Source organism: Ramlibacter alkalitolerans (genome assembly GCF_016722765.1).
GTDB lineage: Bacteria > Pseudomonadota > Gammaproteobacteria > Burkholderiales > Burkholderiaceae_C > Ramlibacter > Ramlibacter alkalitolerans.
This window is the reverse complement of the sequence record NZ_JAEQND010000008.1, coordinates 233,778-252,750: the sequence shown is the minus strand read 5'-3', so window position 1 is coordinate 252,750 and position 18,973 is coordinate 233,778. Positions and strand designations below refer to the sequence as shown.

The 18,973-nt window shown below is 70.5% G+C and carries 17 protein-coding genes; 6 read left to right on the top strand and 11 right to left on the bottom strand.

Annotated elements, in window-relative coordinates; all coding sequences use genetic code 11:
- Window positions 1–13 precede the first annotated feature (13 nt).
- From JI746_RS16025 to JI746_RS16010, 4 genes are all read right to left on the bottom strand, one after another.
- Entirely contained in the window at window positions 14–1,003 is a 990-nt protein-coding gene (locus JI746_RS16025) for a ketopantoate reductase family protein (protein WP_201690838.1), read from the bottom strand.
- Window positions 1,000–2,064, bottom strand: a complete 1,065-nt coding sequence (locus JI746_RS16020) for a DnaJ domain-containing protein (protein WP_201690837.1) — start codon at window positions 2,062–2,064, stop codon at window positions 1,000–1,002. The genes JI746_RS16025 and JI746_RS16020 overlap by 4 nt, the downstream gene beginning before the upstream one ends.
- Before the next feature lie 68 nt (window positions 2,065–2,132).
- A complete protein-coding gene (locus JI746_RS16015; RefSeq protein ID WP_201690835.1) occupies window positions 2,133–3,032 on the bottom strand; it encodes a dienelactone hydrolase family protein in 900 nt (299 codons plus the stop codon).
- Window positions 3,033–3,061: 29 nt separating this feature from the next.
- Window positions 3,062–4,294, bottom strand: coding sequence for an MFS transporter (locus JI746_RS16010; protein ID WP_201691007.1), 1,233 nt, complete (start codon window positions 4,292–4,294; stop codon window positions 3,062–3,064).
- A 161-nt stretch (window positions 4,295–4,455) separates the two neighbouring features.
- Here JI746_RS16010 and JI746_RS16005 point away from each other — a divergent pair, with 161 nt between their 5' ends.
- Window positions 4,456–4,683 carry a YodC family protein gene (locus tag JI746_RS16005; protein ID WP_201690833.1) on the top strand — a complete coding sequence of 76 codons (228 nt, stop codon included), beginning with the start codon at window positions 4,456–4,458 and terminating at the stop codon, window positions 4,681–4,683.
- Between the two features lie 89 nt (window positions 4,684–4,772).
- Window positions 4,773–5,645 carry an NAD(P)-dependent oxidoreductase gene (locus JI746_RS16000; protein WP_201690831.1) on the top strand — a complete coding sequence of 291 codons (873 nt, stop codon included), beginning with the start codon at window positions 4,773–4,775 and terminating at the stop codon, window positions 5,643–5,645.
- A 203-nt stretch (window positions 5,646–5,848) separates the two neighbouring features.
- Here the strand turns inward: JI746_RS16000 and JI746_RS15995 are convergent, their stop codons facing one another.
- Window positions 5,849–6,883 (bottom strand): MBL fold metallo-hydrolase, encoded by a 1,035-nt coding sequence (locus tag JI746_RS15995; RefSeq protein WP_201690829.1) that lies wholly within the window; start codon window positions 6,881–6,883, stop codon window positions 5,849–5,851.
- An 87-nt stretch (window positions 6,884–6,970) separates the two neighbouring features.
- Between JI746_RS15995 and JI746_RS15990 the strand changes: the two genes are divergently transcribed.
- The 3 genes from JI746_RS15990 (at window position 6,971) to JI746_RS15980 (ending at window position 11,361) form a co-directional block, all read left to right on the top strand.
- Complete coding sequence (locus JI746_RS15990) at window positions 6,971–7,177, top strand: DUF6494 family protein (protein WP_201690827.1); 207 nt, start codon at window positions 6,971–6,973, stop codon at window positions 7,175–7,177.
- Window positions 7,178–7,316: 139 nt separating this feature from the next.
- Window positions 7,317–9,275, top strand: coding sequence for a malto-oligosyltrehalose trehalohydrolase (gene treZ / locus JI746_RS15985; protein ID WP_201690825.1), 1,959 nt, complete (start codon window positions 7,317–7,319; stop codon window positions 9,273–9,275).
- Complete coding sequence (locus tag JI746_RS15980; protein WP_201690823.1) at window positions 9,229–11,361, top strand: amylo-alpha-1,6-glucosidase; 2,133 nt, start codon at window positions 9,229–9,231, stop codon at window positions 11,359–11,361. Before treZ ends, JI746_RS15980 begins: the two co-directional genes overlap by 47 nt.
- Window positions 11,362–11,403: 42 nt before the next feature.
- Here JI746_RS15980 and JI746_RS15975 read toward each other — a convergent pair whose 3' ends face one another.
- The 5 genes from JI746_RS15975 to JI746_RS15955 all read right to left on the bottom strand — a co-directional run bounded on the left by JI746_RS15975 (window position 11,404) and on the right by JI746_RS15955 (window position 15,683).
- Window positions 11,404–12,369, bottom strand: a complete 966-nt coding sequence (locus JI746_RS15975; protein WP_201690822.1) for a Bug family tripartite tricarboxylate transporter substrate binding protein — start codon at window positions 12,367–12,369, stop codon at window positions 11,404–11,406.
- A 244-nt stretch (window positions 12,370–12,613) separates the two neighbouring features.
- A complete protein-coding gene (locus tag JI746_RS15970; RefSeq protein WP_201690821.1) occupies window positions 12,614–13,795 on the bottom strand; it encodes a DNA topoisomerase IB in 1,182 nt (393 codons plus the stop codon).
- Between the two features lie 2 nt (window positions 13,796–13,797).
- Window positions 13,798–14,760 carry a CvpA family protein gene (locus tag JI746_RS15965; RefSeq protein ID WP_201690820.1) on the bottom strand — a complete coding sequence of 321 codons (963 nt, stop codon included), beginning with the start codon at window positions 14,758–14,760 and terminating at the stop codon, window positions 13,798–13,800.
- Between the two features lie 93 nt (window positions 14,761–14,853).
- Window positions 14,854–15,108, bottom strand: a complete 255-nt coding sequence (locus JI746_RS15960) for a hypothetical protein (RefSeq protein WP_201690819.1) — start codon at window positions 15,106–15,108, stop codon at window positions 14,854–14,856.
- 113 nt (window positions 15,109–15,221) lie between these two features.
- The gene (locus tag JI746_RS15955) at window positions 15,222–15,683 is read right to left on the bottom strand and encodes a hypothetical protein (protein ID WP_201690818.1); all 462 of its coding nucleotides are present in this window, start codon (window positions 15,681–15,683) and stop codon (window positions 15,222–15,224) included.
- A 143-nt stretch (window positions 15,684–15,826) separates the two neighbouring features.
- On the opposite strand from JI746_RS15955, the gene greB reads away from it, so the two are divergent.
- On the top strand, window positions 15,827–16,393 hold the full coding sequence (gene greB / locus JI746_RS15950) for a transcription elongation factor GreB (RefSeq protein ID WP_201690817.1): 567 nt from the start codon (window positions 15,827–15,829) through the stop codon (window positions 16,391–16,393).
- A gap of 207 nt (window positions 16,394–16,600) precedes the next feature.
- Here the strand turns inward: greB and JI746_RS15945 are convergent, their stop codons facing one another.
- On the bottom strand, window positions 16,601–18,877 hold the full coding sequence (locus JI746_RS15945; protein WP_201690816.1) for a RelA/SpoT family protein: 2,277 nt from the start codon (window positions 18,875–18,877) through the stop codon (window positions 16,601–16,603).
- Window positions 18,878–18,973: the final 96 nt, after the last annotated feature.

The window sequence follows — 18,973 nt, the reverse complement described above, 5'->3', positions numbered from 1 at the left end:
CGCGCAAAGCCGCTCAGGCCGGCGTGTAGAGGCCCTGGTCGATCGCGCGCCGGGCGGCGATCGCGCCGACGGCATCCAGCGTCGGCGTGGCCAGGCCGGCGGCGCGCGCGAAGGCCAGCGGCGCCAGCACGATCTCGCCGATCTCCATCGGCCGGCGCGCCTCGAAGTCCTGCAGCATCGAGGGCTTGTGGGCCGTGCGGCGCTGCGTCCAGCGCTCGAAGTCGAAGCCCGGCCCGACGTCGTAGCCGTGCGCGGCGGCGATCGCCAGGCACTCGTGCAGCATGCGCAGCATCGTTTCCTGCACGCGGGCGTCGGTGGCGATGGCCGCCGGGTTTTCCACCGCCACGCACAACGACGAGGAGCTGGCATTGAGCACCAGCTTGCGCCACAGCGAGGCGCGGATCTGCGCGATCGGCGGCGCGGCGATACCGGCTGCTTCCAGCGCGCTGCGCAGCGCGCGCAGCGGCGCGCTGTCGCCGTCGTCCGGCGCACCGAGTTCCACCACGTTGGTGCCCACCGGCGAATTGTTGCGGATCACGCCGGGGCGCAGCACCTCGTTGGCGCTGTAGATCACGCCGGCGAGCACCTGCTCGGGGCGCAGGAAGGCGAGGAAGCGCTCGGCCAGCGCGAACACCGGAACCTGCGCCGGCCGCGGGTGGGCTGCCGGCAGGCCGAGCGGATACCACCAGGTGATGCCGTTCTGGATGAACACCACGCGTGTGGCGCTGCCCACCAGCGGCGGCAGCAGCGGCACGACGGAAGCCAGCGCGGTCGCCTTCGTGGTGACGAACACCACGTCCTGGACGCCGAGTTCCCCGGATCCTTCCGCGGCGCGGACGTCGGCGTGCAGCGCCTGCCCGCCCTGTTCCAGCACCAGCCCCGCGGCCCGGATCGCGGCGAGTTGCGGGCCGCGCGCGATCACGGCGACCTCGTGCCCGGCGCGGCACAGTTTCACCGCCAGGTGGCCGCCGATGGCACCGGCGCCGACGACGCAGCATTTCATGGATTTGCCTTCGCTTCGGGGGCGGCCGTCGGATGGTGCGCCTGCCAGTCCTTGACCGCCTGCTGCCAGGCCGCCGCGCGGCGGTGCGCGCTGGTGCCGGCGGCCCGCGTGTTGCCGGCGATCAGCTTGTCGATCTGCGCTTCCTGCGCCTTGCTGAATTCCTCGGGAAAGAGCGGCACCACGGTGACGATGCAATCGGCCAGTTCGCCTTCCTCGCCCGGGAAGCCCTGGCCCTTGATGCGGTAGGTGTGGTAGCCGCGCTTGAGGCGCATCTGCTGCAGCCCCGCGGGCGTCGGCACTTCGATCCAGCGGTTGGCCACCCAGGCGAAGCCGTCCACCGGCAGTTCGCAACGGACCGTGCCGTCGGCGTCGAGCGTGAAGAACGCGTGCGGCAGCAGTTCCACCCGCACTTGCAGCGCCACCTTCTCGCTCGCCTGGGGCCCCTGCAGCCGCGCCGACACGTGCAGCAGGTCGCCCGCGCGCACGCCTGCCGGGATGCGGGCGCGGCAGCGGTACCTGCGCGCCGCGGCCTTGCCGCTGCCCCCGCACAGTGCGCAGGCGTGGCGCACCGCGCCGCTGCCCTCGCAGGCCTTGCACTGCACCAGCGGCGACACCCAGGAGAACCACAGCGCCTGGCGCACCTGGCCGGTGCCGGCGCATTCGCTGCACTCGGTCGCATGCTTGTGCCAGCCGCTCGCGCCGCAGGCGATGCAGTCCTCGACCACTTCGCCTTCCAGGTCCTTGATGCAGCCGGCGAGCGCCTCTTCCAGCGTGAGCCGCACGGTGTGCTGCAGCGTGCGCTCCGGCGCCGACCGCGCCTGGGGCGCCGCGCCGGCATCGAAGGGGAAGCCGCTTTCCGTCACCGGGCCGAAGCCGCTGGCGCGGAAGCGCCGGATCTCCTCCAGCGCGCGGTTGATGCGCTGGATCTTGCGCAGCGCATGCGGGCTGCCGTTGCGGTCCGGGTGCCAGCGCGCGGCCATGCGGCGCCAGGCGGCCTTCACCTCGGCGTCGGTGGAATCGGGCGTGAGCCCCAGCTCGCGGTAGCTATCTTCGACATTCACTCTGCAGCGATGGTAGCCCAGCAGGCTTGCACATGCTGTCAGCGCGCCGGTGCCCGCCGTGCGCGAGGTCAGGCGGTCCCGAGATGGCTGCGGAAGAAGGCGATCGTGCGCTCCCAGGCCAGCTTCGCGGCCGCCGGGTCGTAGCGCGGCGTGGTGTCGTTGTTGAATCCGTGCTGCGTGCCGGCGTACTGGTGGACGGCGTACCGGGCGCCCGCGGCCTTGAGCGCGGCCTCGTAGGCGGGCCAGGCCGCGTTGATGCGCTCGTCGGTCCCGGCCAGGTGCACCAGCAGCGGTGCGCGCACCTTGGCGGCATCTTCCGGCGGCGGCGTGTTGCCGTAGAAGGGCACGGCCGCAGCCAGGTCCGGCAGGCGCGTGGCGAGCCAGTGCACGATGCCGCCGCCGTAGCAGAAGCCGACTGCCCCCATGCGGCCGCTGCCGTCGCTGCGGGCGCGCAGCCAGGCGGCCGCGGCGAGGAAGTCCTCGCGCGTCTTCGGCTGGTCCAGCGTGGCGAAGGCGGCGCGGGCCTTGTCCTCGTCGCCCGGGTAGCCGCCCACCGGCGTGAGCGCGTCCGGCGCCAGCGCCATGAAGCCGTCGAGCGCCAGCCGGCGCGTGATGTCCTCGATGTGCGGGTTCAGGCCGCGGTTCTCGTGGATCACGAGGATGGACGGCAGGCGTTTCGTGCCCGCCGCCGCCGGACGTGCCAGGTAGCCGCGGATCGTGCCGTTGCCGGAAGGCGAGGGGATGGTCACCCGCTCGGTCTTCAGCCGGGCGTCGTCCGGCCGAACCTGCTGGCCGGCGGCGAAGTCGGGGCTGAGCGCCGCCAGCAGGCCCGCGGCCGTGACGCCGGCCCGGGCGAAGCGCTGCGCCTGTTCCAGGAAGCCGCGGCGGTCGAGGTCGCCGTGCACGTAGGCGTCGAAGAGGATCAGCACTTCCTGGTCGAAATCCTGCGGGGTCAGGCGAGGCGGCATGGCGGCTCCTTCGGCGAGGATGGCGCAGCTTAGCGGGGCGTCCCGGCCCTGCCCGCGGTGGGGATTTCGGTCAGCGTCGGGCGCAGGGCCAGCGCGGGAAAGGACCGGCCCCAGGCCCAGGCGACCAGGATGGTGCCGACGCCGCCGGCCACCACCGAGCCCACCGGGCCGATCAGCGCCGCCGTCGCGCCCGACTCGAATTCTCCCAATTGGTTGCTGGCGCCGATGAACAGCGAATTGACCGCGGCCACGCGCCCGCGCATGTCCGGCGGGGTTTCCAGCTGCACCAGCGTCTGCCGCACCACCACGCTCACCATGTCGGCCGCGCCCGAGATCGCCAGCGCCAGCGCCGACAGCCAGAACGAGGTGGACAGGCCGAACACCAGCATGCACGCGCCGAACACCGCCACCGCGACCAGCAGCTTGCGCCCGGGCATCTCGTGCGGCGGCCAGCGCGAAAGCGCCAGCCCCATGGGCAGCGCACCGAGCGCCGGCGCCGAGCGCAGGATGCCCAGCCCCTGCGGGCCGACCGCCAGGATGTCGCGCGCGAAGATCGGCAGCAGCGCGGTGGCACCCCCCAGCAGCACGGCGAACAGGTCCAGCGACACGGCACCGAACACGACCGGATGGCGGCGGATCCAGTACGCACCGGCCAGCAGCGTCTGCAGCGAGACCGGCTCGCGCGGCGGCGGCAGGTGCTCGTAGCGCACCGCGGCGCAGGACAGCGCCGCCGCCAGCAGCAGGGCGAAGCAGCTCGCGTACACCACGTCCACGCCGCCGGCGAACAGCAGTCCGGCGACCGCCGGCCCGGTGATGATCGCCGCCTGGGTGCCGCTGGAACTGAAGGCGGTGGCGCGCGCCAGCAGCCCCGCAGGCACCAGCGCCGGCAGCAGCGCCTGCTGTGCGGCCATCTGGAACGGGCGCGCCGCACCGAGCATGACGGCGGCCAGGAGCAGCAGCTCGCGCGAGGCGAATCCCCCCAGCGCCGAACTCCACAGCAGCGCGGCCACCACCGCCTGCGCCAGCATGCAGGCGGCCGCCAGCCGCGCGCGGTGCAGGCGGTCGGCCACGTGGCCGGCCGGCAGGGTGACCAGGACGGCGGGCGCGAACTGCAGCAGGCCGACCAGGCCCAGGTCCCACGCCGAATGGGTCAGGTCGTACAGGTGCCAGCCGACCGCCAGCATCAGCATCTGGTTGCCGGCGGTGCCGCACACGCGGGCGCACCAGAAGCGCAGGTAGGCGCGGTGCGCCAGGAGGTCCATCACGCGCGGATGCTAACCGGCCAGGGATGCGCGCTCGGTCGGCCACGCGAACGAAAGTAGGCGTCGACGGCCCGTTTCCCCGTCATGCGTCAGCGCCGTCCTACGCGCCGGCGCTGCCTTGACCCGCGTCGCCGCGGGATGAAGCCGACGAGAATCCTGCGGTGCAGAAGCCGTTGCAGTTCGAAGCAGGGGACGTCGTGCGCCTGAAGGCCGGCGGGCCGCCGATGGTGGTGCGTGCCGTAGGCGGCGACACCGCCTATTGCCAGTGGTACGCAGGGGTCGACCTGCACCAGGGCACCTTCCTCTTCACCTCGCTCGAAGACATCAACCGCGTGCGCCGCAGCGCCGACACCCACGTCGCCGCGGTGGCGCAAGGCCTGCGCGCCTGATCCATCGGCCGCGACTGCGCCCTCGTCCCGTGATCCATCGACGGCTCGCCCCCGGGTCGCGTTACGATGCGCGCCCAGGAGACGAGTGCATGAAGAAGATCGGCATGGTGGGCATCGGCCTGATGGGCCACGGCATCGCAAGCAACCTGCAGAAGAACGGCTACGCGCTGGCGCTGTTCGAGCACCCCGGCAACCAGCCGCTGGACGCCCTGAAGGCCGGCGGTGCGCAGGGGTTCACGAGCACGAAGGAACTGGCGGCGGCCTCGGACGTGGTGATCACCGTGCTCACCGGCTCGCCGCAGGTCGAGGCCGTGGTGCTGGGTCCGGGCGGGCTGCTGGAAGGCTTGCGCCCCCGCAGCATCGTGATCGACTGTTCGACCGCCATCCCGTCGTCGACGCTGCGCGTCGCGCAGGCGGTGCAGCAGGCCGGCGCCCGCTTCCTCGATGCGCCCATGACGCGCACGCCCAAGGAGGCCGCCGAGGGGCGCCTGAACCTGCTCGTGGGCGGCGACGCGCCACTGCTGGAGGAGTGCCGGCCGGTGCTGCGCTGCTTCGCCGAGAACATCACGCACGTGGGCCCGGTGGGCGCGGGGCACGGCATGAAGCTGCTGCACAACTACGTCTCGCTGGGTATGGTGACCCTGATCGCCGAAGCGGCGGCCTGCGCACAGCGCAACGGCGTGGCGGCCGATGCCTTCGTGGACGTGCTCGCCAAGGGCGGGGGCGGCGGCATCGCGCTGGAGCGCATCAAGCCCTACCTGCTCTCGGGCGATCCGGGCGGCCTGCGCTTCACCATCGCCAATGCGCGCAAGGACCTGGACTACTACAACGCGATGGCGACCGATGCGGGCGCGGCGAAGGAAGTCGCGGCGGCGGTGCTGGCGACGCTGGAAGGCGCGCTGGCGAAGTCGACGCCGCAGGCGTTCGTGCCGGAGCTGGTGTCGCTGTTGGCTGGGCGCTGAATGCCTGTCGCGCGCTGAATCTCTGGCCGTGCGCCGGGACGTAGGCTGGCGGTGACGCGCGGAAGCGCCGGAACCCCAGCGCTTTCGCGCATCGCTGGGGTTCGCGCTACGCGGCTCACCGCCAGCCTACGCGTTCACGCCGCGACGCGTTTCACGCCGGCGACGCATTCACCCCCGCGCCGCGTTCAAGCCAGCACGCGTCTTCACACCAGCGAATACCACGCCACCCCCTCCCGCACCTCCTTGCGCGCCTCGCCGGCGTGCAGCAGGAAGTTCAGGCAGGCGATCGCCTCGCCGGTCGCCAGGCTGAACTGGTGGCCGTCGGCTTCGCGGATCGGGCGCTTGAACAGGGCTTCGAAGGTCTCCGGCACGCGCCGGGGTTCGCGCAGCGCCGCGCGCAGCCGGTCGAACGCCGCGGCCTGGCCGTCGCGCAGTTGCGCGATGCGCGCATGCAGCCCGTGGAAGCACTCGTTGTGCGCCGGCAGCACCAGCACGTCGTCGGGCACGCGCCGCTCCAGCACGTCCAGCGAATGAAACCAGTCGGCCATCGGGTTGGCGTCGGGCTCGATCGGATGCACCGACACGTTGGACGAGATCCGCGGCAGCACCTGGTCGCCGGAGATCAGCAGCTTCAGCTCCGGGCTGTACAGGCACGAGTGCTCGGGCGAGTGGCCCTTGCCGGCCACCACGTGCCAGTCGTGCGCACCGATGCGGATGGTTTCGCCGTCCACGATGCGGCGGAAGCTGTCCGGCAGGGCGTGGATGTTCTTGCCGAAGTTGCCGAAGCGCGCGCGGTATTCGTCGACCGCATCGGCGCTCCAGCCGGCTTCGCGGAAGAAGCGCACCGCGTCGGGCGGCGCGTCGCGGCTGGTGTCCGACACCAGCACGCGGCAGGCGAGGTACTCCAGCCGCGAGATCCACAGCCGCGCGCCCGACTTGCGCGACAGCCAGCCGGCCATGCCGATGTGGTCCGGGTGCATGTGCGTGACGACGATCCGCTGCAGCGGGCGATCGAAGGGCGCGCTGGCCAGCAGGTGCTGCCAGGCGAGCGCGGTCTCCTCGGTCCGCACGCCGGTGTCGACCAGCGTCCAGCCGTCGCCATCCTCCAGCGCCCAGACGTTGATGTGGTTGAGCCGGTAGGGCATCGGCAGGCGGATCCAGTGCACGCCCGGTGCGACCGGCGTGGATTGGCCCGCGGCCGGTGTGGGCAGCGGATAGTCGAGCGCGGAATACTGCATGCCGCCGAGTTTGCATCAACGGCGCCCTGGCTGCCGCGGCGGGGGAAATGCGCCATGATCCGGGAACCTGCCTTGGAGAGACCCGCCATGGACGACGAAGCCTTCAACATCAGCCTGCGCAAGTTCCTGAAGATGGTCGGCGTGAGCTCGCAACGTGAAATGGAACAGGCCGTCGCGCGCGCCTTGCAGGACCAGGCGATCGCCGGCACCGAGACCTTCCCGGCCCGCATGACGCTGGAGATCCCCGGCCTGAAGCTGCAGGTGCACTTCGACGGCGAGATCCGGCTGCAGTAGCCCGCCACCGCGGCCGCGCGACCGGGGCTGCGCGACCCGTCCTGCATGCACTGCCGCCGGAAGCGGACACAGCCGCTCACCCATGGCAGCGCTTGCGCACTGCACAATTTCAGCCGACCCACGAAGCAGCGGCTGAAAAGTGACGACAACAGAGAGACGCCTTCCCGTCGGGGCCGAATACCGGCCTGCCAGCGGCACCCATTTCCGCGTCTGGGCGCCGGCGGCGCGCGAACTGGAGGTCGTGTTCGAAGGCCGCGACGCGCCTGCGGCGAGCGCCCTGCGCCACGAGGGCAACGGCTACTTCTCGGGCCTGGTCGAACAGGCGAAGCCGGGCCTGCGCTACCGCTTCCGCCTCGACGGCGGAGAGGCCTTCCCCGACCCGGCCTCGCGCTGGCAACCCGAGGGGCCGCATGGCCCGTCCGAGGTCGTGGCGCCGGACAGCTACCCCTGGCAGGACGCCGGCTGGCGCGGCGTCGGCGTGAAGGGCCAGGTGCTGTACGAGATGCACATCGGCACCTTCACGCCCGAGGGCACCTATGCCGCCGCGGAGCAGCACCTGCCCTACCTGAAGGACCTGGGCATCACGATCCTCGAGGTGATGCCGGTCAACGAGTTCAACGGACCTTTCGGCTGGGGCTACGACGGCGTCAACCTGTTCGCCCCCACCCGCCTGTACGGCACGCCCGACGAACTGCGCCACTTCATCGACCGTGCCCACGCACTGGGCCTCGGCGTGATCCTCGACGTGGTCTACAACCACTTCGGCCCCAGCGGAAACTACGTCACGCGCTTCTCGCCGCACTACATCAGCAAGCGCTACCAGAACGAATGGGGCGAGGCGATCAACTTCGACGGCGAGCACAGCGGCCCGGTGCGCGAGTTCTTCGCCTGCAACGCGGAGTACTGGATCCGCGAGTTCCACTTCGACGGCCTGCGGCTCGACGCGACGCAGTGCCTGTTCGACGCCAGCGAAACGCACATCGTGGTGGAGATCGCCCGTCGCGCGCGCGCGGCGGCGGGCGGCCGCAGCATCTACCTGAGCGCCGAGAACGAGCCGCAGCACGCCGAATTCGCGCGGCCCGCGCAGCGCGGCGGATACGGCCTCGACGCGATGTGGAACGACGATTTCCACCACAGTGCCACGGTCGCCGCGACGGGCGCCTGCGAGGCCTACTTCACGGAAACGCGCGGCACGCCGCAGGAACTGATCTCCTCGCTCAAATGGGGCTTCCTGTACCAGGGCCAGTGGTACGCATGGCAGAAGAAGCGGCGCGGCCATCCCTCGCTCGACCTGCCGGCCACCGCCTTCATCCAGTTCCTGCAGAACCACGACCAGGTGGCCAACAGCGCCCGCGGCCAGCGCATCCACCAGCTCACCAGCCCCGGGCGCCTGCGCGCGCTCACGGCGCTGATGCTGCTCACGCCGTGCACGCCGCTGCTGTTCCAGGGCCAGGAGTTCGCGGCCAGCGCGCCCTTCCTCTACTTCGCGCGGCACGAGGAGGAACTCGACGGGCTGATCCGCAAGGGCCGGCGTGAGTTCCTGACCCAGTTTCCCAACATCGCCAGCGAGGAAGGTGGCAAGCTCCTTTCCTCGCCCGCCGACGAGGAGACCTTCCGACGATGCAAGCTGGACCACGTGGAACGCGAACGCAACGCCCCGGTGCTGGACATGCACCGCGACCTGCTGCGCTTGCGGCGCGAGGATCCGGTGTTTGCCCGTGCCGACGCGACGCGCATGCACGGCGCGGTGCTCGGGCCCGAAGCTTTCCTGCTGCGCTTCCTCGACGACGCGGGGGACGACCGCCTGGTCCTGGTGAACCTGGGTCCCACGCTGCCGCTCTATCCCATGCCCGAGCCGCTGCTCGCGCCCCCGGACGGCATGCGCTGGAAGCTGCTGTGGCACAGCGAGGACCCGCGCTGGGGCGGCAACGGGATGATCGAACCGGACGGCGAGCACAGCTGGCGGCTGCCGGCGCATGCGCTCGCGGTCCTCGCACCCGTGAGCGCCGCGCGGCCGGCCGAAGTGAATTCCATTCGCCTGGAGGAAACCGATGGCCGAAGCCATCCTGAACAAGATGCCCTGGGGGGGCAACAGTGAGCCCCCCGAACGCCTGCTGACGCGCGAATGGCTGGTGACCAACGGCCTGGGCGGCTACGCCTCGGGCTCGGTCGCAGGCGTCGCGACGCGCCGCTACCACGGCCTGCTGATCGCCGCACTGCCGACGCCGATCGGCCGGACCGTGATGCTCAGCCACCTCGGTGAATGGGTGCGGCTGCCGGATCGCCGCACGATCCGCGTGGCCGGCGAGGAGCGGCCCGAGCGGCCGTACGAGCTGCCCGACATCCTGACCGAGTTCCGCCTCGAGATGGGCCTGCCGGTGTGGACCTACCACGTCGGCGACGCCGTGATCGAGAAGCGCATCCTGCTGCCGTACGGCCAGAACACGGTGCACCTGAACTACCGCATGGTCGCCGGTGGCCACGGCGTGCGGCTGATCCTGCGCCCGCGCCTTCATTTCCGCGGCCACGAGAATCCCGTGGAGGATTCGTACGACGAGCCGTGCCGGCTGCACGTGCTGAGCAACCGCTTCGAGGTCCACTCCGAAAGCAACCCGCAACTGCCGCCGCTGCGCATGACGCTGCTCGGTCGCGATGCGCAGCTGGTGCTGGAGGGCGGCAACTTCGAGGAGTTCTTCTACCGGCTCGAAGCGGCGCGCGGCTATGCGGCCCGCGGACGCGTGTGGACGCCCGGGCGCTTCCGGGCCGAACTGGCGCCCGGCGAGGAATGCACGCTGATCGCCTCCACCGAGAGCTGGGACACGATCCACGCGCTCAACCCGCAGCAGGCCCTGCGGGCCGAACACGCGCGGCGCGAGAAGCTGATCGAGCAGGCGGACCCGGCGGCGCGCACCGGCCGCGCGGCGGAACTGGTGCTGGCGGCCGACCAGTTCATCATCGCGCCCTTCAGCCGCCAGGCCGACGCGGCACGCGCGCAGGCCGAAGGCGACCAGGCCCGCACCGTGATCGCGGGCTACCACTGGTTCACGGACTGGGGCCGCGACACCATGATCAGCCTGGAGGGCCTGACGCTCACCACCGGCCGCCACGCGGAGGCCGGCTACATCCTGCGCACCTTCCTGCACTACGTGAAGGACGGCCTGATCCCCAACATGTTCCCGGAGGGGCAGAACGAGGGCCTGTACCACACGGCGGACGCCACACTGTGGTTCTTCCACGCGATGGACCGGTACGTGCAGGTCACGGGCGACCGCCTGACGCTGCGCCACGCGATTCCCACCTTCTGCTCGATCATCGAGCACCACCTGCGCGGCACGCGCTTCAACATCGGCGTCGACCACCGCGACGGCCTCCTGAAGCAGGGTGCCGAGGGCTACCAGCTCACGTGGATGGACGCCAAGGTGGAAGGCTGGGTGGTGACGCCGCGGCGCGGCAAGGCGGTGGAGCTGAACGCGCTGTTCTACAACGCGCTGCGCCTGATGGAGCGCTGGCTGCGCGAGGAAGGCGACGAGGCGCACGCGCAGACGATGGCGCAGCATGCGCAGCGCACCTACGACAGCTTCAACCAGCGTTTCTGGAACCCGCAGACCGGCTGCCTGTACGACGTGATCGACGGCGAAGGCGGCGACGACCCGGCGATCCGCCCCAACCAGGTGTTCTCGATCGCGCTGCCCCATCCCGTGCTCGATCCGCAACGCTGGCGCAGCGTGCTCGATGTCGCGCAGCGCCTGCTGGTCACGCCGGTGGGCCTGCGTTCGCTGGCGCCGGGCCATCCCGACTACAAGCCCAACTACGACGGCGACCTGCGGGCGCGCGATGCGGCCTACCACCAGGGAACGGTGTGGGGCTGGCTGGCCGGCCCCTTCGCCGACGCCTGGCTCAAGGTGTACCCGGACGACAACCGCGGCATCGAGCACCTGATCGACGGCTTCGCGGCCCACCTGGGCGAGGCCTGCATCGGCTCGATCAGCGAGATCTTCGACGCCGAGCCGCCCTTCACGCCGCGCGGCTGCGTGGCCCAGGCCTGGAGCGTGGCCGAGGTGCTGCGCATCCTGGTGAAGTGCCGCCACGCGCTGGCGGCGCAGCAACAGCAGCAGCAGCCGGGGGCCGCGGCGGAGAAGAAGGAAGGCGCGTCCTCGTGGTCGGGCGCGGCGGTGCACGCGTAGCTTGCTTTTTCCCTCCCCCGGAGGGGGAGGGAGGAAGACAGGTCATTGCGGCGCGATCCCCGCATCCTTCCCCGCCCGGGCCCAGATCTCGATCTGCTCGCGCAGCATCACCGCCAGTTCCTCCGCCGTCGAACCCTGCGGCTGGAACGCCACCCCCTCGAGCTGCGCGCGCACGTCCGGCTGCGCGAGCGCGCGGGTGAGTTCGCGCGCCAGCCGGTCCACGATCTCCCTGGGCATCTTCGCCGGACCGAAGATGCCGGCCCAGGGCGTCAGCGGGATCTGCTCGGCGCCCGACTCCGGCAGCGTCGGCACCTCCGGCAGGGAGCCCGCGCGCTGCGGCAGCAGCGTGGCCAGCACGCGCAGCTTGCCCTCCTTGACGTGCGGCAGCAGCGTGCCGGTGGCGATCGCCATGTGCACGCGGCCGGCCAGCAGGTCGAGCGTCATGGGTGCATCGCCCTTGTAGGGCACGTGCACGAGGTTCACCTTCGCCTGCTGCGCCAGCCGCGCGGTGGCGATGATGCTGGTGCTGTTGCCCGAGCCGTAGGTGAGCTTGCCCGGGTTGGCGCGCGCATGCTCGATGAGTTGCGCGAGGTTGCGTGCCGGCACCGTGTCGTGCACGAACACGAAGAAGCCGAAGTTGCCCACCTTGCCGACCGGCGTGAAGTCCGTGACGGGGTTGTAAGGCACCACCTTGTGCAGGATGGGCGCGGCGTTGAACGCCGTGTTGGTGGCCAGCAGCAGCGTGTAGCCGTCGGGCGGCGACTTCATCACGGCCTCGCTGGCGATGATGCCGTCGGCACCGGCCTTGTTCTCCACCACCACCGACTGGCCCAGGCCCTGGCTCATGGCCTGCGCGACCGAGCGCGCCACCACGTCGGCCGAGCCGCCCGGCGGGAAGGGCACCACGAGGCGGATCGGCTTGTTCGGATACGACTGGGCGAAGGCGCCACCGCCGGCGAGGGCGAGGGCCACGAGCAGCAGGCGCACGAGGACGACGAAGCGAGGCATGGAAGGCGCTCCTTTCGCGGCAAGGCGCGTACGTTGCGCCCGCGGCGCGCCGGGTGTCAATCGTGTCATTCCCGTGACCTCCCGCCCGCAGGCGGCGCCGCGTCATTGCCGTGCGCCCTCCCTTCCTTCCCGTGCCCCTCCCTTCCTTCCCGCGCCTCCTCGCGTCATTCCCGCGCCCCCTGGCGTCATTCCCGCGCCCCCTCGCGTCATTCCCGCGAAGGCGGGAATCCAGGTGCCCCGCGCGCTACGCGCGCTCCCTGGGTCCCCGCCTGCGCGGGGACGACGGCTTTTTCTCCTTCTTCTCCTTCGCCTCCACCGCCGCCAGGCTCTCCTTCAACGAGCCTTCCAGCGAGCGCTTCAGCCGCCCTTCCAGCATGGCGAGCACCGCCGCTTCCTCGGGCTTCAAGGTGGCGAGGTCCTCGCGCAGTTCCTTCTCCACCTCGCCCTTGATCTCCAGCAGCAGGTTGCCTTCCACGTACGCATTGAGCACCTCGGGATGCACGTAGCACTTGCGGCAGATGGTCGGCGTGTTCCCGAGCCGCGCCGACACCCGCTCGATCGCCTGCCGGATGTTCTTCTTCTGCGTGGCCTGGGTGTCGAAGGCCTCGAACTCCTGCAGCGCGAGCGCCGCCATCACGGTGCCGGCCCAAGTACGGAAGTCCTTGGCCGTGATGTCGCTCCCGGTGATCTCCCTGAGGTAGGCATTGACGTCGGCCGAGGTCACCTCGCGGACCTCGCCCGCTTCGTCGCGGTACTGGAACAGGCGCTGCCCCGGCAGGTCCTGGCAGGCGCGCACGATCCGCGCGATCCGCCGGTCCTTCACCTGCAGGCGCCAGGTCTTGCCGCTCTTGCCCTTGAACTGGAAGCGCAGCTCCGCGCCTTCGACCTTCACATGCGGGTTGCGCAGGGTGGTCAGCCCGTAGCTCTTGTTCTCGCGCGCGTAGTCGTCGTTGCCGACGCGGATCAGCGTGGTTTCCAGCAGGTGCACCACCGTGGCCAGCACCTTCTCGCGCGGCAGGCCGCGCAGCGCCATGTGCTGCGCGAGCTGCCCGCGGATCGCCGGCAGGGCGCGGGCGAATTCGAACATGTGCTCGTACTTGGTGGATTCGCGCGCCTCGCGGAACTGCGGGTGGTAGCGGTACTGCTTGCGGCCGCGCGCGTCGCGGCCGGTGGCCTGCAGGTGGCCGTTGGCCTTCGGGCAGATCCAGACGTCGGTGTACGCCGGCGGGATGGCCAGCTTGCGTATCCGCTCCAGCGCGGCTTCGTCCCGCAGGGGCTCTCCATCGGGCTTGAAGTAGGTGAAGCCTTCCCTCTTGCGCTCGCGCCGGATGCCGCGCTCCTCGTCGCTCACGTAGACGAGGCCGGCCGACTCCGCCGCTTCCTTCGGATCGGCCGGGGTCGGGGTGAAAGCCTCGGTGTCCTTCATGTTCAGTTCCGGAAGTCCTGCGTGACCATCAGGCCGTGCCCGCCGCTGTCGAGGATGCCGATGCCCAGGCGGCCGAACTGCGGTCGCAGGATGTTGGCGCGGTGGCCGGGCGAGTGCATCAGGCCGGTGTGCGCGGTCGAGAGCGTCGGCGCCAGGGCGAGGTTCTCGCCGGCCGACAGGTAGCCGATGCGGGCCTGCTGCATGCGCTCGCTGAGGTCGTTGCCCTCGGGCGTGACGTGCGCGAAGTAGCCCCGGGCCAGCATGTCGCGGCTGTGCGCGCGGGCCAGCTCCGACAGGATGGGATCGGGCCGCACCGGCTTGAGCCCGTGGGCGCGCCGCTCTGCGTTCACCAGCTCCAGCATCCGTTCTTCGAGGTCGGGGCGGGGCTGCCCGTCCTTCACCCGGAACTGCAGCGCGATGCGCTCGCGCGACCCAGGATCGACGATCACGGCTTCGAGCGTGCGCTGCAGGGCGGGGTCGAAGATCGGCGCGAGCTGCACCTCGACCCACTCGGCGGGACGGGCCAGCCGCGGTGCGAGCGCGCTTTCGTGCACCCAGGTGGCCACCCGCGCTCCCAGCGGCAGGGCCAACAGCAGCACGGACGCCACGATGGCGTACATCGCTCCGTTCGCCAACCCGGGCAGGAGGCCGAGCACGCGGTTGGCCGCATTGGCGTGCACCGTCCGCGGCAGGCGCAGGAGCAGCCGCAGCACCACGCTGCCGAGCACCACATGCACCAGCAGGAACAGGGCGACGAAGCCCAGGGGCGCGATCCAGATGCCCAGCGCCGGAGCGACGGCGCCTATCCAGCCACTGGCGGCGCGGTAGCCGAAGAAGGCGGCAGCGAGGCTGACCACCAGGGTGAGCAGGTCGAGCGCCGAGAACAGGAAGCCGCGCACCCAGCCCAGCCAGGCACCGAACAGCAGGATGGCGGCCAGCAGGAGATCGACGGGGGTGAAGTGCATGCCGCGTCCAGTATCGGAGCGGCCTTCGAACTGTTGACGTAGGACGGGGTTGACGCTTCCCCGCCGACGGCCGGCGGTGCGGCCGCAGGCGCGTTACGCGCGTGCGGTCGGCAGTGCCAGCGACGGCGGCGCCGACGCGCGCACGCGGACCGGCTCGCACGACGGGCAGCCGCGTGCGTGGGCGTAGCGCAGGCGCGCCACGGCCAGCGCCTGGCCGGTATCGAGGAATTCCCCCAGGTACTCCGTCGTGGCGCCGCCCAGGAAGCAGTGCGGCGGGCAGCGGGCGCGGTCATGCACCGCGACTTCGGCGATCGGTGGCGCGTGGTAGGCGACGAAATAGCTGGCCATGGGGTCTTTTTTCCTCTCTGAGCATCCATGCTATGGATGACCTGGAGAGCGAGACATCACCCATTGGGGTGAAAACGGCCCGGACTTTCCCGCGTTTACCGGAGGGGAGCCCCCTAACGCCGGGGCTGCTCGATCAGTTCGCGCCGCAGGTGGGCCACCATCTGGCCCATCTCGGCGCCGCTGTCGGCGAGCAGCGTGTGGGCGGTGCCGCGGAAGAAGCGGGCCCAGCGGATATGCCAGTCGCGGGTGTCGGTCAGTTCCACGTACAGGGAGGCGCGTGGCTCCGTGGCATGGCAGTGGCCCGAGATCAGGTAGCCGATGCGCAGTTCGCGGCAGATCAGCTCCACGGCATGCGGCGGTGCCTTGGCCAGGAAATCGGAACTGATCAGGATGGCCTGGACGGCCGGGTCCTGCGCGAGGCGCTCGCGCAGCAGGTCCGCGATGTCGTTGCCCAGCAGGCGCAGCGACGGATCGTCGTCCGCGGGCGTGAACGGCAACACGGCCACGAGCGGCCGGCGCCGCGGCAGCGCGACGGCAGGAACGTCGGAAGCGAAGATGGCGGAAGGAGGGCTCAAGGCAGTTGTCGTGGTGAGCGCCCATTCTAGGAAGCGCCGGCTCACCGCATCCTGAACACGGAGGCGCAAAAGTTGGGCGCCATTCCTGCGAAATACGCCCCTTGATTTTTCGCCGGGACCGCGCTGCGGGCTATCCTCGGGCCATGAGCAAGGCGTTCACGCGCGAATCCGACGCCGACGACGACGAGGAGGGCGGCGGCCTGCCTCCGCTGCCGGCCGGCGGCAAGAACTACATCACCCCGCAGGGGTATGCGCGCCTGCGTGGCGAGCTGCTGCAGCTGATCGACGAGGAGCGGCCCAAAGTGGTCGACGTGGTCCACTGGGCGGCCAGCAACGGCGACCGTTCGGAGAACGGCGATTACCTGTATGGCAAGAAGCGGCTGCGCGAGATCGACCGCCGCATCCGCTTCCTGACCAAGCGGCTGGAGATCGCGGAGGTCACCGATCCGTCGCTGCACCACGGCCACGACCAGGTGTTCTTCGGCGCCACGGTGACCTATGCGGAGGAGGACACGGGCGTGGAGCGCACCGTGACCATCCTCGGCATCGACGAGGCCGACAGCGCGCAAGGCCAGGTGAGCTGGATCTCGCCGATCGCCCGGGCCTTGCTCAAGGCGCGGGAAGGCGACGTGGTGAAGCTGGTGACGCCGGCAGGCGCGAAGGAGATCGAGATCGTGCGGGTGGCGTATCCGGCGCCGGCGAGGCATTGAGGGTTTTGGTCATCCCGGCGCTTGCTTGTTTTCGTCATCCCCGCGGAGGCGGGGATCCAGGGCGTTCGGGAAACTCGCCGCGCGCGGCGAGCATCGGGAGCCCTGGATTCCCGCCTTCGCGGGAATGACGGGATGACGCCTTCGCGGCAATGATCTGACGACGCCTCCGCGGGAATGACGGGACGACTGCGCGGGAAAGACGGATCCCTAGACCACCCGCGGGTCCCCGCCCCCCGGGCGGATGCGCTGGGCGTTCATCACCGAGGGCGTGCGCTTGAGGTTGCGCAGCACCGAGTCGAGGTGCGCGCGGTCGCGCACCGAGACCACGAAGCGCAGGTCGGTGGCGTCCTGCGCCCTCTCGTCGTCCATGTCGACGTGCGTGATGTCGGCTTCCGCATTGGCCAGGGCCGCCGCGACGCGGGCCAGCGCCCCCTTGCCGTTGGCCACCGTGACGAGGATGCCGGTCTCGAAGGAGCGCACCGGCTCGTCGGCCCATTCGACACCGATGAAGCGTTCGGCGTCCTTGTGCTGCAGCCGCTTGGCGATCGCGCAGTCGGTGGCGTGGACCACCAGGCCTTCGCCGCGCCCGAGGTAGCCGAGGATCGGATCGCCGGGCACGGGCCGGCAGCAACTGGCGAACTGCACCGAGGCGTTCTCGCTGCCATCGAGCGTGAGCCCGCCCTGCGAGACGTTCTCGTGGGCGGTGAAGCGCTCGCGGCTGATCAGGAGCGCATCGGGCTTCTCGCCCAGTTCGGCCAGCAAGGTCATCAGCCGCTTGGCCACGATGCCGGCAATGCGCTTGCCCAGGCCCAGGTCGGTCAGCAGCTCGGCCCGGCTCTTGTTCCCGGTGAAGCGCAGCAGCTTTTCCCAGATGGCGTGATAGGTCTCGTCGTCCGGCGGCAGCTTCTCCATGCCCTCGGCCCGCAGCGCCTGCGCCAGCAGTTTTTCGCCCAGCTGCTGCGACTCGGCCTGCGCGAGCGTCTTGAGGTGGTGCCGGATCTTGGAGCGGGCCCGGCCGGTGCGCACGAAGCCCAGCCACGCCGGGTTGGGCGTCGACACCGGCGCCGTCACGACTTCGACCACGTCGCCGTTCTTCAGCTCGGTGCGCAGCGGCACCTGGGCGCCGTTGATGCGGGCGGCCACCGTGTGGTCGCCGACGTCGGAGTGGATGGCGTACGCGAAGTCGACCACCGTGGCGCCGCGCGGCAGGGCCAGGATCTGGCTCTTGGGCGTGAAGACGTAGACCGCATCGGGGAACAGGTCGATCTTGACGTGGTCCCAGAACTCCGCGGCGTCGCGGGTTTCGTTCTGGATGTCCAGCAGCGACTGCAGCCACTTCGTGCCCAGGCGCTCGGTGTTCTCTTCCTGCGGCACGCTGGCCTTGTACAGCCAGTGCGCCGCCACGCCCGATTCAGCCACCAGATGCATGGCCTCGGTGCGCAGCTGGAATTCGACGTTGACGCCCGACGGGCCGACCAGCGTGGTGTGCAGCGACTGGTAGCCGTTGATCTTGGGGATCGCGATGTGGTCCTTAAAGCGGCCGGGCACCGGCTTGTACAACTGGTGCAGCACGCCCAGGGCGGTATAGCAGTCCGTCACCGTCGGCACGACGATGCGAAAGCCGTAGATGTCCGTGACCTGGGCGAACGACAGGTGCTTCTCGTCCATCTTCTTGTAGATGGAGTAGAGCGTCTTCTCGCGCCCGGCGATGCGCACTTCGAGGCCGCCGGCGGCGAAGGCGTTCTCGACGTCGCGGTGCACCTTCTGGATCAGGTCGCGGCGGCGGCTGCGGGCGCGCGCAACCGCCTTCGACAGCACGGCGTAGCGCCACGGGCGCAGGTAGCGGAACGAGAGCTCCTGCAGTTCCCGGTAGGTGTTGTTCAGGCCCAGCCGGTGGGCGATGGGCGCATAGATGTCCAGCGTCTCGCCGGCGATGCGGTTCCACTTCTCGCGCGGCACGTCTTCCAGCGTGCGCATGTTGTGCGTGCGGTCGGCCAGCTTGACCAGGATGACGCGCACGTCGCGCGCCATGGCCAGCAGCATCTTGCGGAAGGATTCGGCCTGGGTCTCTTCGCGGGTGTTGAACTGCAGCTTGTCCAGTTTGGTGAGCCCGTCGACCAGGTCGGCGACGGCCACCCCGAAGCGCTCGATCAGCTGCGGTTTGGTGACGCCGCAGTCCTCCATGGCGTCGTGCAGCAGCGCCGCCATGAGGGCCTGGGCGTCGAGCTTCCATTCGGCGCACTGCGCCGCCACGGCGATCGGGTGGGTGATGTAGGGCTCGCCGCTGGCGCGCATCTGGCCCAGGTGGGCTTCGTCGGCGTACCGGTACGCCTTGCGGACCAGGTCGACTTCGACCGGGTCGAGGTAGTCGAGCCGTGCCGTGAGAGCGGCAAAGCTGGCCGCTGCAGCATTTGCCGCGGCTGGGGAGGGGAGGATCGGACTGCTGGGCCGTTTGCCCGTGGTCGACGGGAGCACCGCGCTCATGGCCCTAATGTAGCAAGGCGCCGAACCCGGCGGGCTCAGGGGAGGTTACGTCATTCCCGCGGAGGCGGGAATCCAGGGCTTGCAAAGCAAACAGCC

What these genes read in the sequence shown, in the direction of transcription:
- JI746_RS16025 (WP_201690838.1), bottom strand. Translation starts at nt 1,003, where the DNA reads ATGAAATGCTGCGTCGTCGGCGCCGGTGCCATCGGCGGCCACCTGGCG.
- JI746_RS15970 (WP_201690821.1), bottom strand. Translation starts at nt 13,795, where the DNA reads ATGAAGGACACCGAGGCTTTCACCCCGACCCCGGCCGATCCGAAGGAA.
- JI746_RS15945 (WP_201690816.1), bottom strand. Translation starts at nt 18,877, where the DNA reads ATGAGCGCGGTGCTCCCGTCGACCACGGGCAAACGGCCCAGCAGTCCG.
- JI746_RS15990 (WP_201690827.1), top strand. Translation starts at nt 6,971, where the DNA reads ATGGACGACGAAGCCTTCAACATCAGCCTGCGCAAGTTCCTGAAGATG.
- JI746_RS15995 (WP_201690829.1), bottom strand. Translation starts at nt 6,883, where the DNA reads ATGCAGTATTCCGCGCTCGACTATCCGCTGCCCACACCGGCCGCGGGC.
- JI746_RS15980 (WP_201690823.1), top strand. Translation starts at nt 9,229, where the DNA reads ATGGCCGAAGCCATCCTGAACAAGATGCCCTGGGGGGGCAACAGTGAG.
- JI746_RS16010 (WP_201691007.1), bottom strand. Translation starts at nt 4,294, where the DNA reads ATGGACCTCCTGGCGCACCGCGCCTACCTGCGCTTCTGGTGCGCCCGC.
- JI746_RS16000 (WP_201690831.1), top strand. Translation starts at nt 4,773, where the DNA reads ATGAAGAAGATCGGCATGGTGGGCATCGGCCTGATGGGCCACGGCATC.
- JI746_RS16015 (WP_201690835.1), bottom strand. Translation starts at nt 3,032, where the DNA reads ATGCCGCCTCGCCTGACCCCGCAGGATTTCGACCAGGAAGTGCTGATC.
- greB (WP_201690817.1), top strand. Translation starts at nt 15,827, where the DNA reads ATGAGCAAGGCGTTCACGCGCGAATCCGACGCCGACGACGACGAGGAG.
- JI746_RS15965 (WP_201690820.1), bottom strand. Translation starts at nt 14,760, where the DNA reads ATGCACTTCACCCCCGTCGATCTCCTGCTGGCCGCCATCCTGCTGTTC.
- JI746_RS15960 (WP_201690819.1), bottom strand. Translation starts at nt 15,108, where the DNA reads ATGGCCAGCTATTTCGTCGCCTACCACGCGCCACCGATCGCCGAAGTC.
- JI746_RS15975 (WP_201690822.1), bottom strand. Translation starts at nt 12,369, where the DNA reads ATGCCTCGCTTCGTCGTCCTCGTGCGCCTGCTGCTCGTGGCCCTCGCC.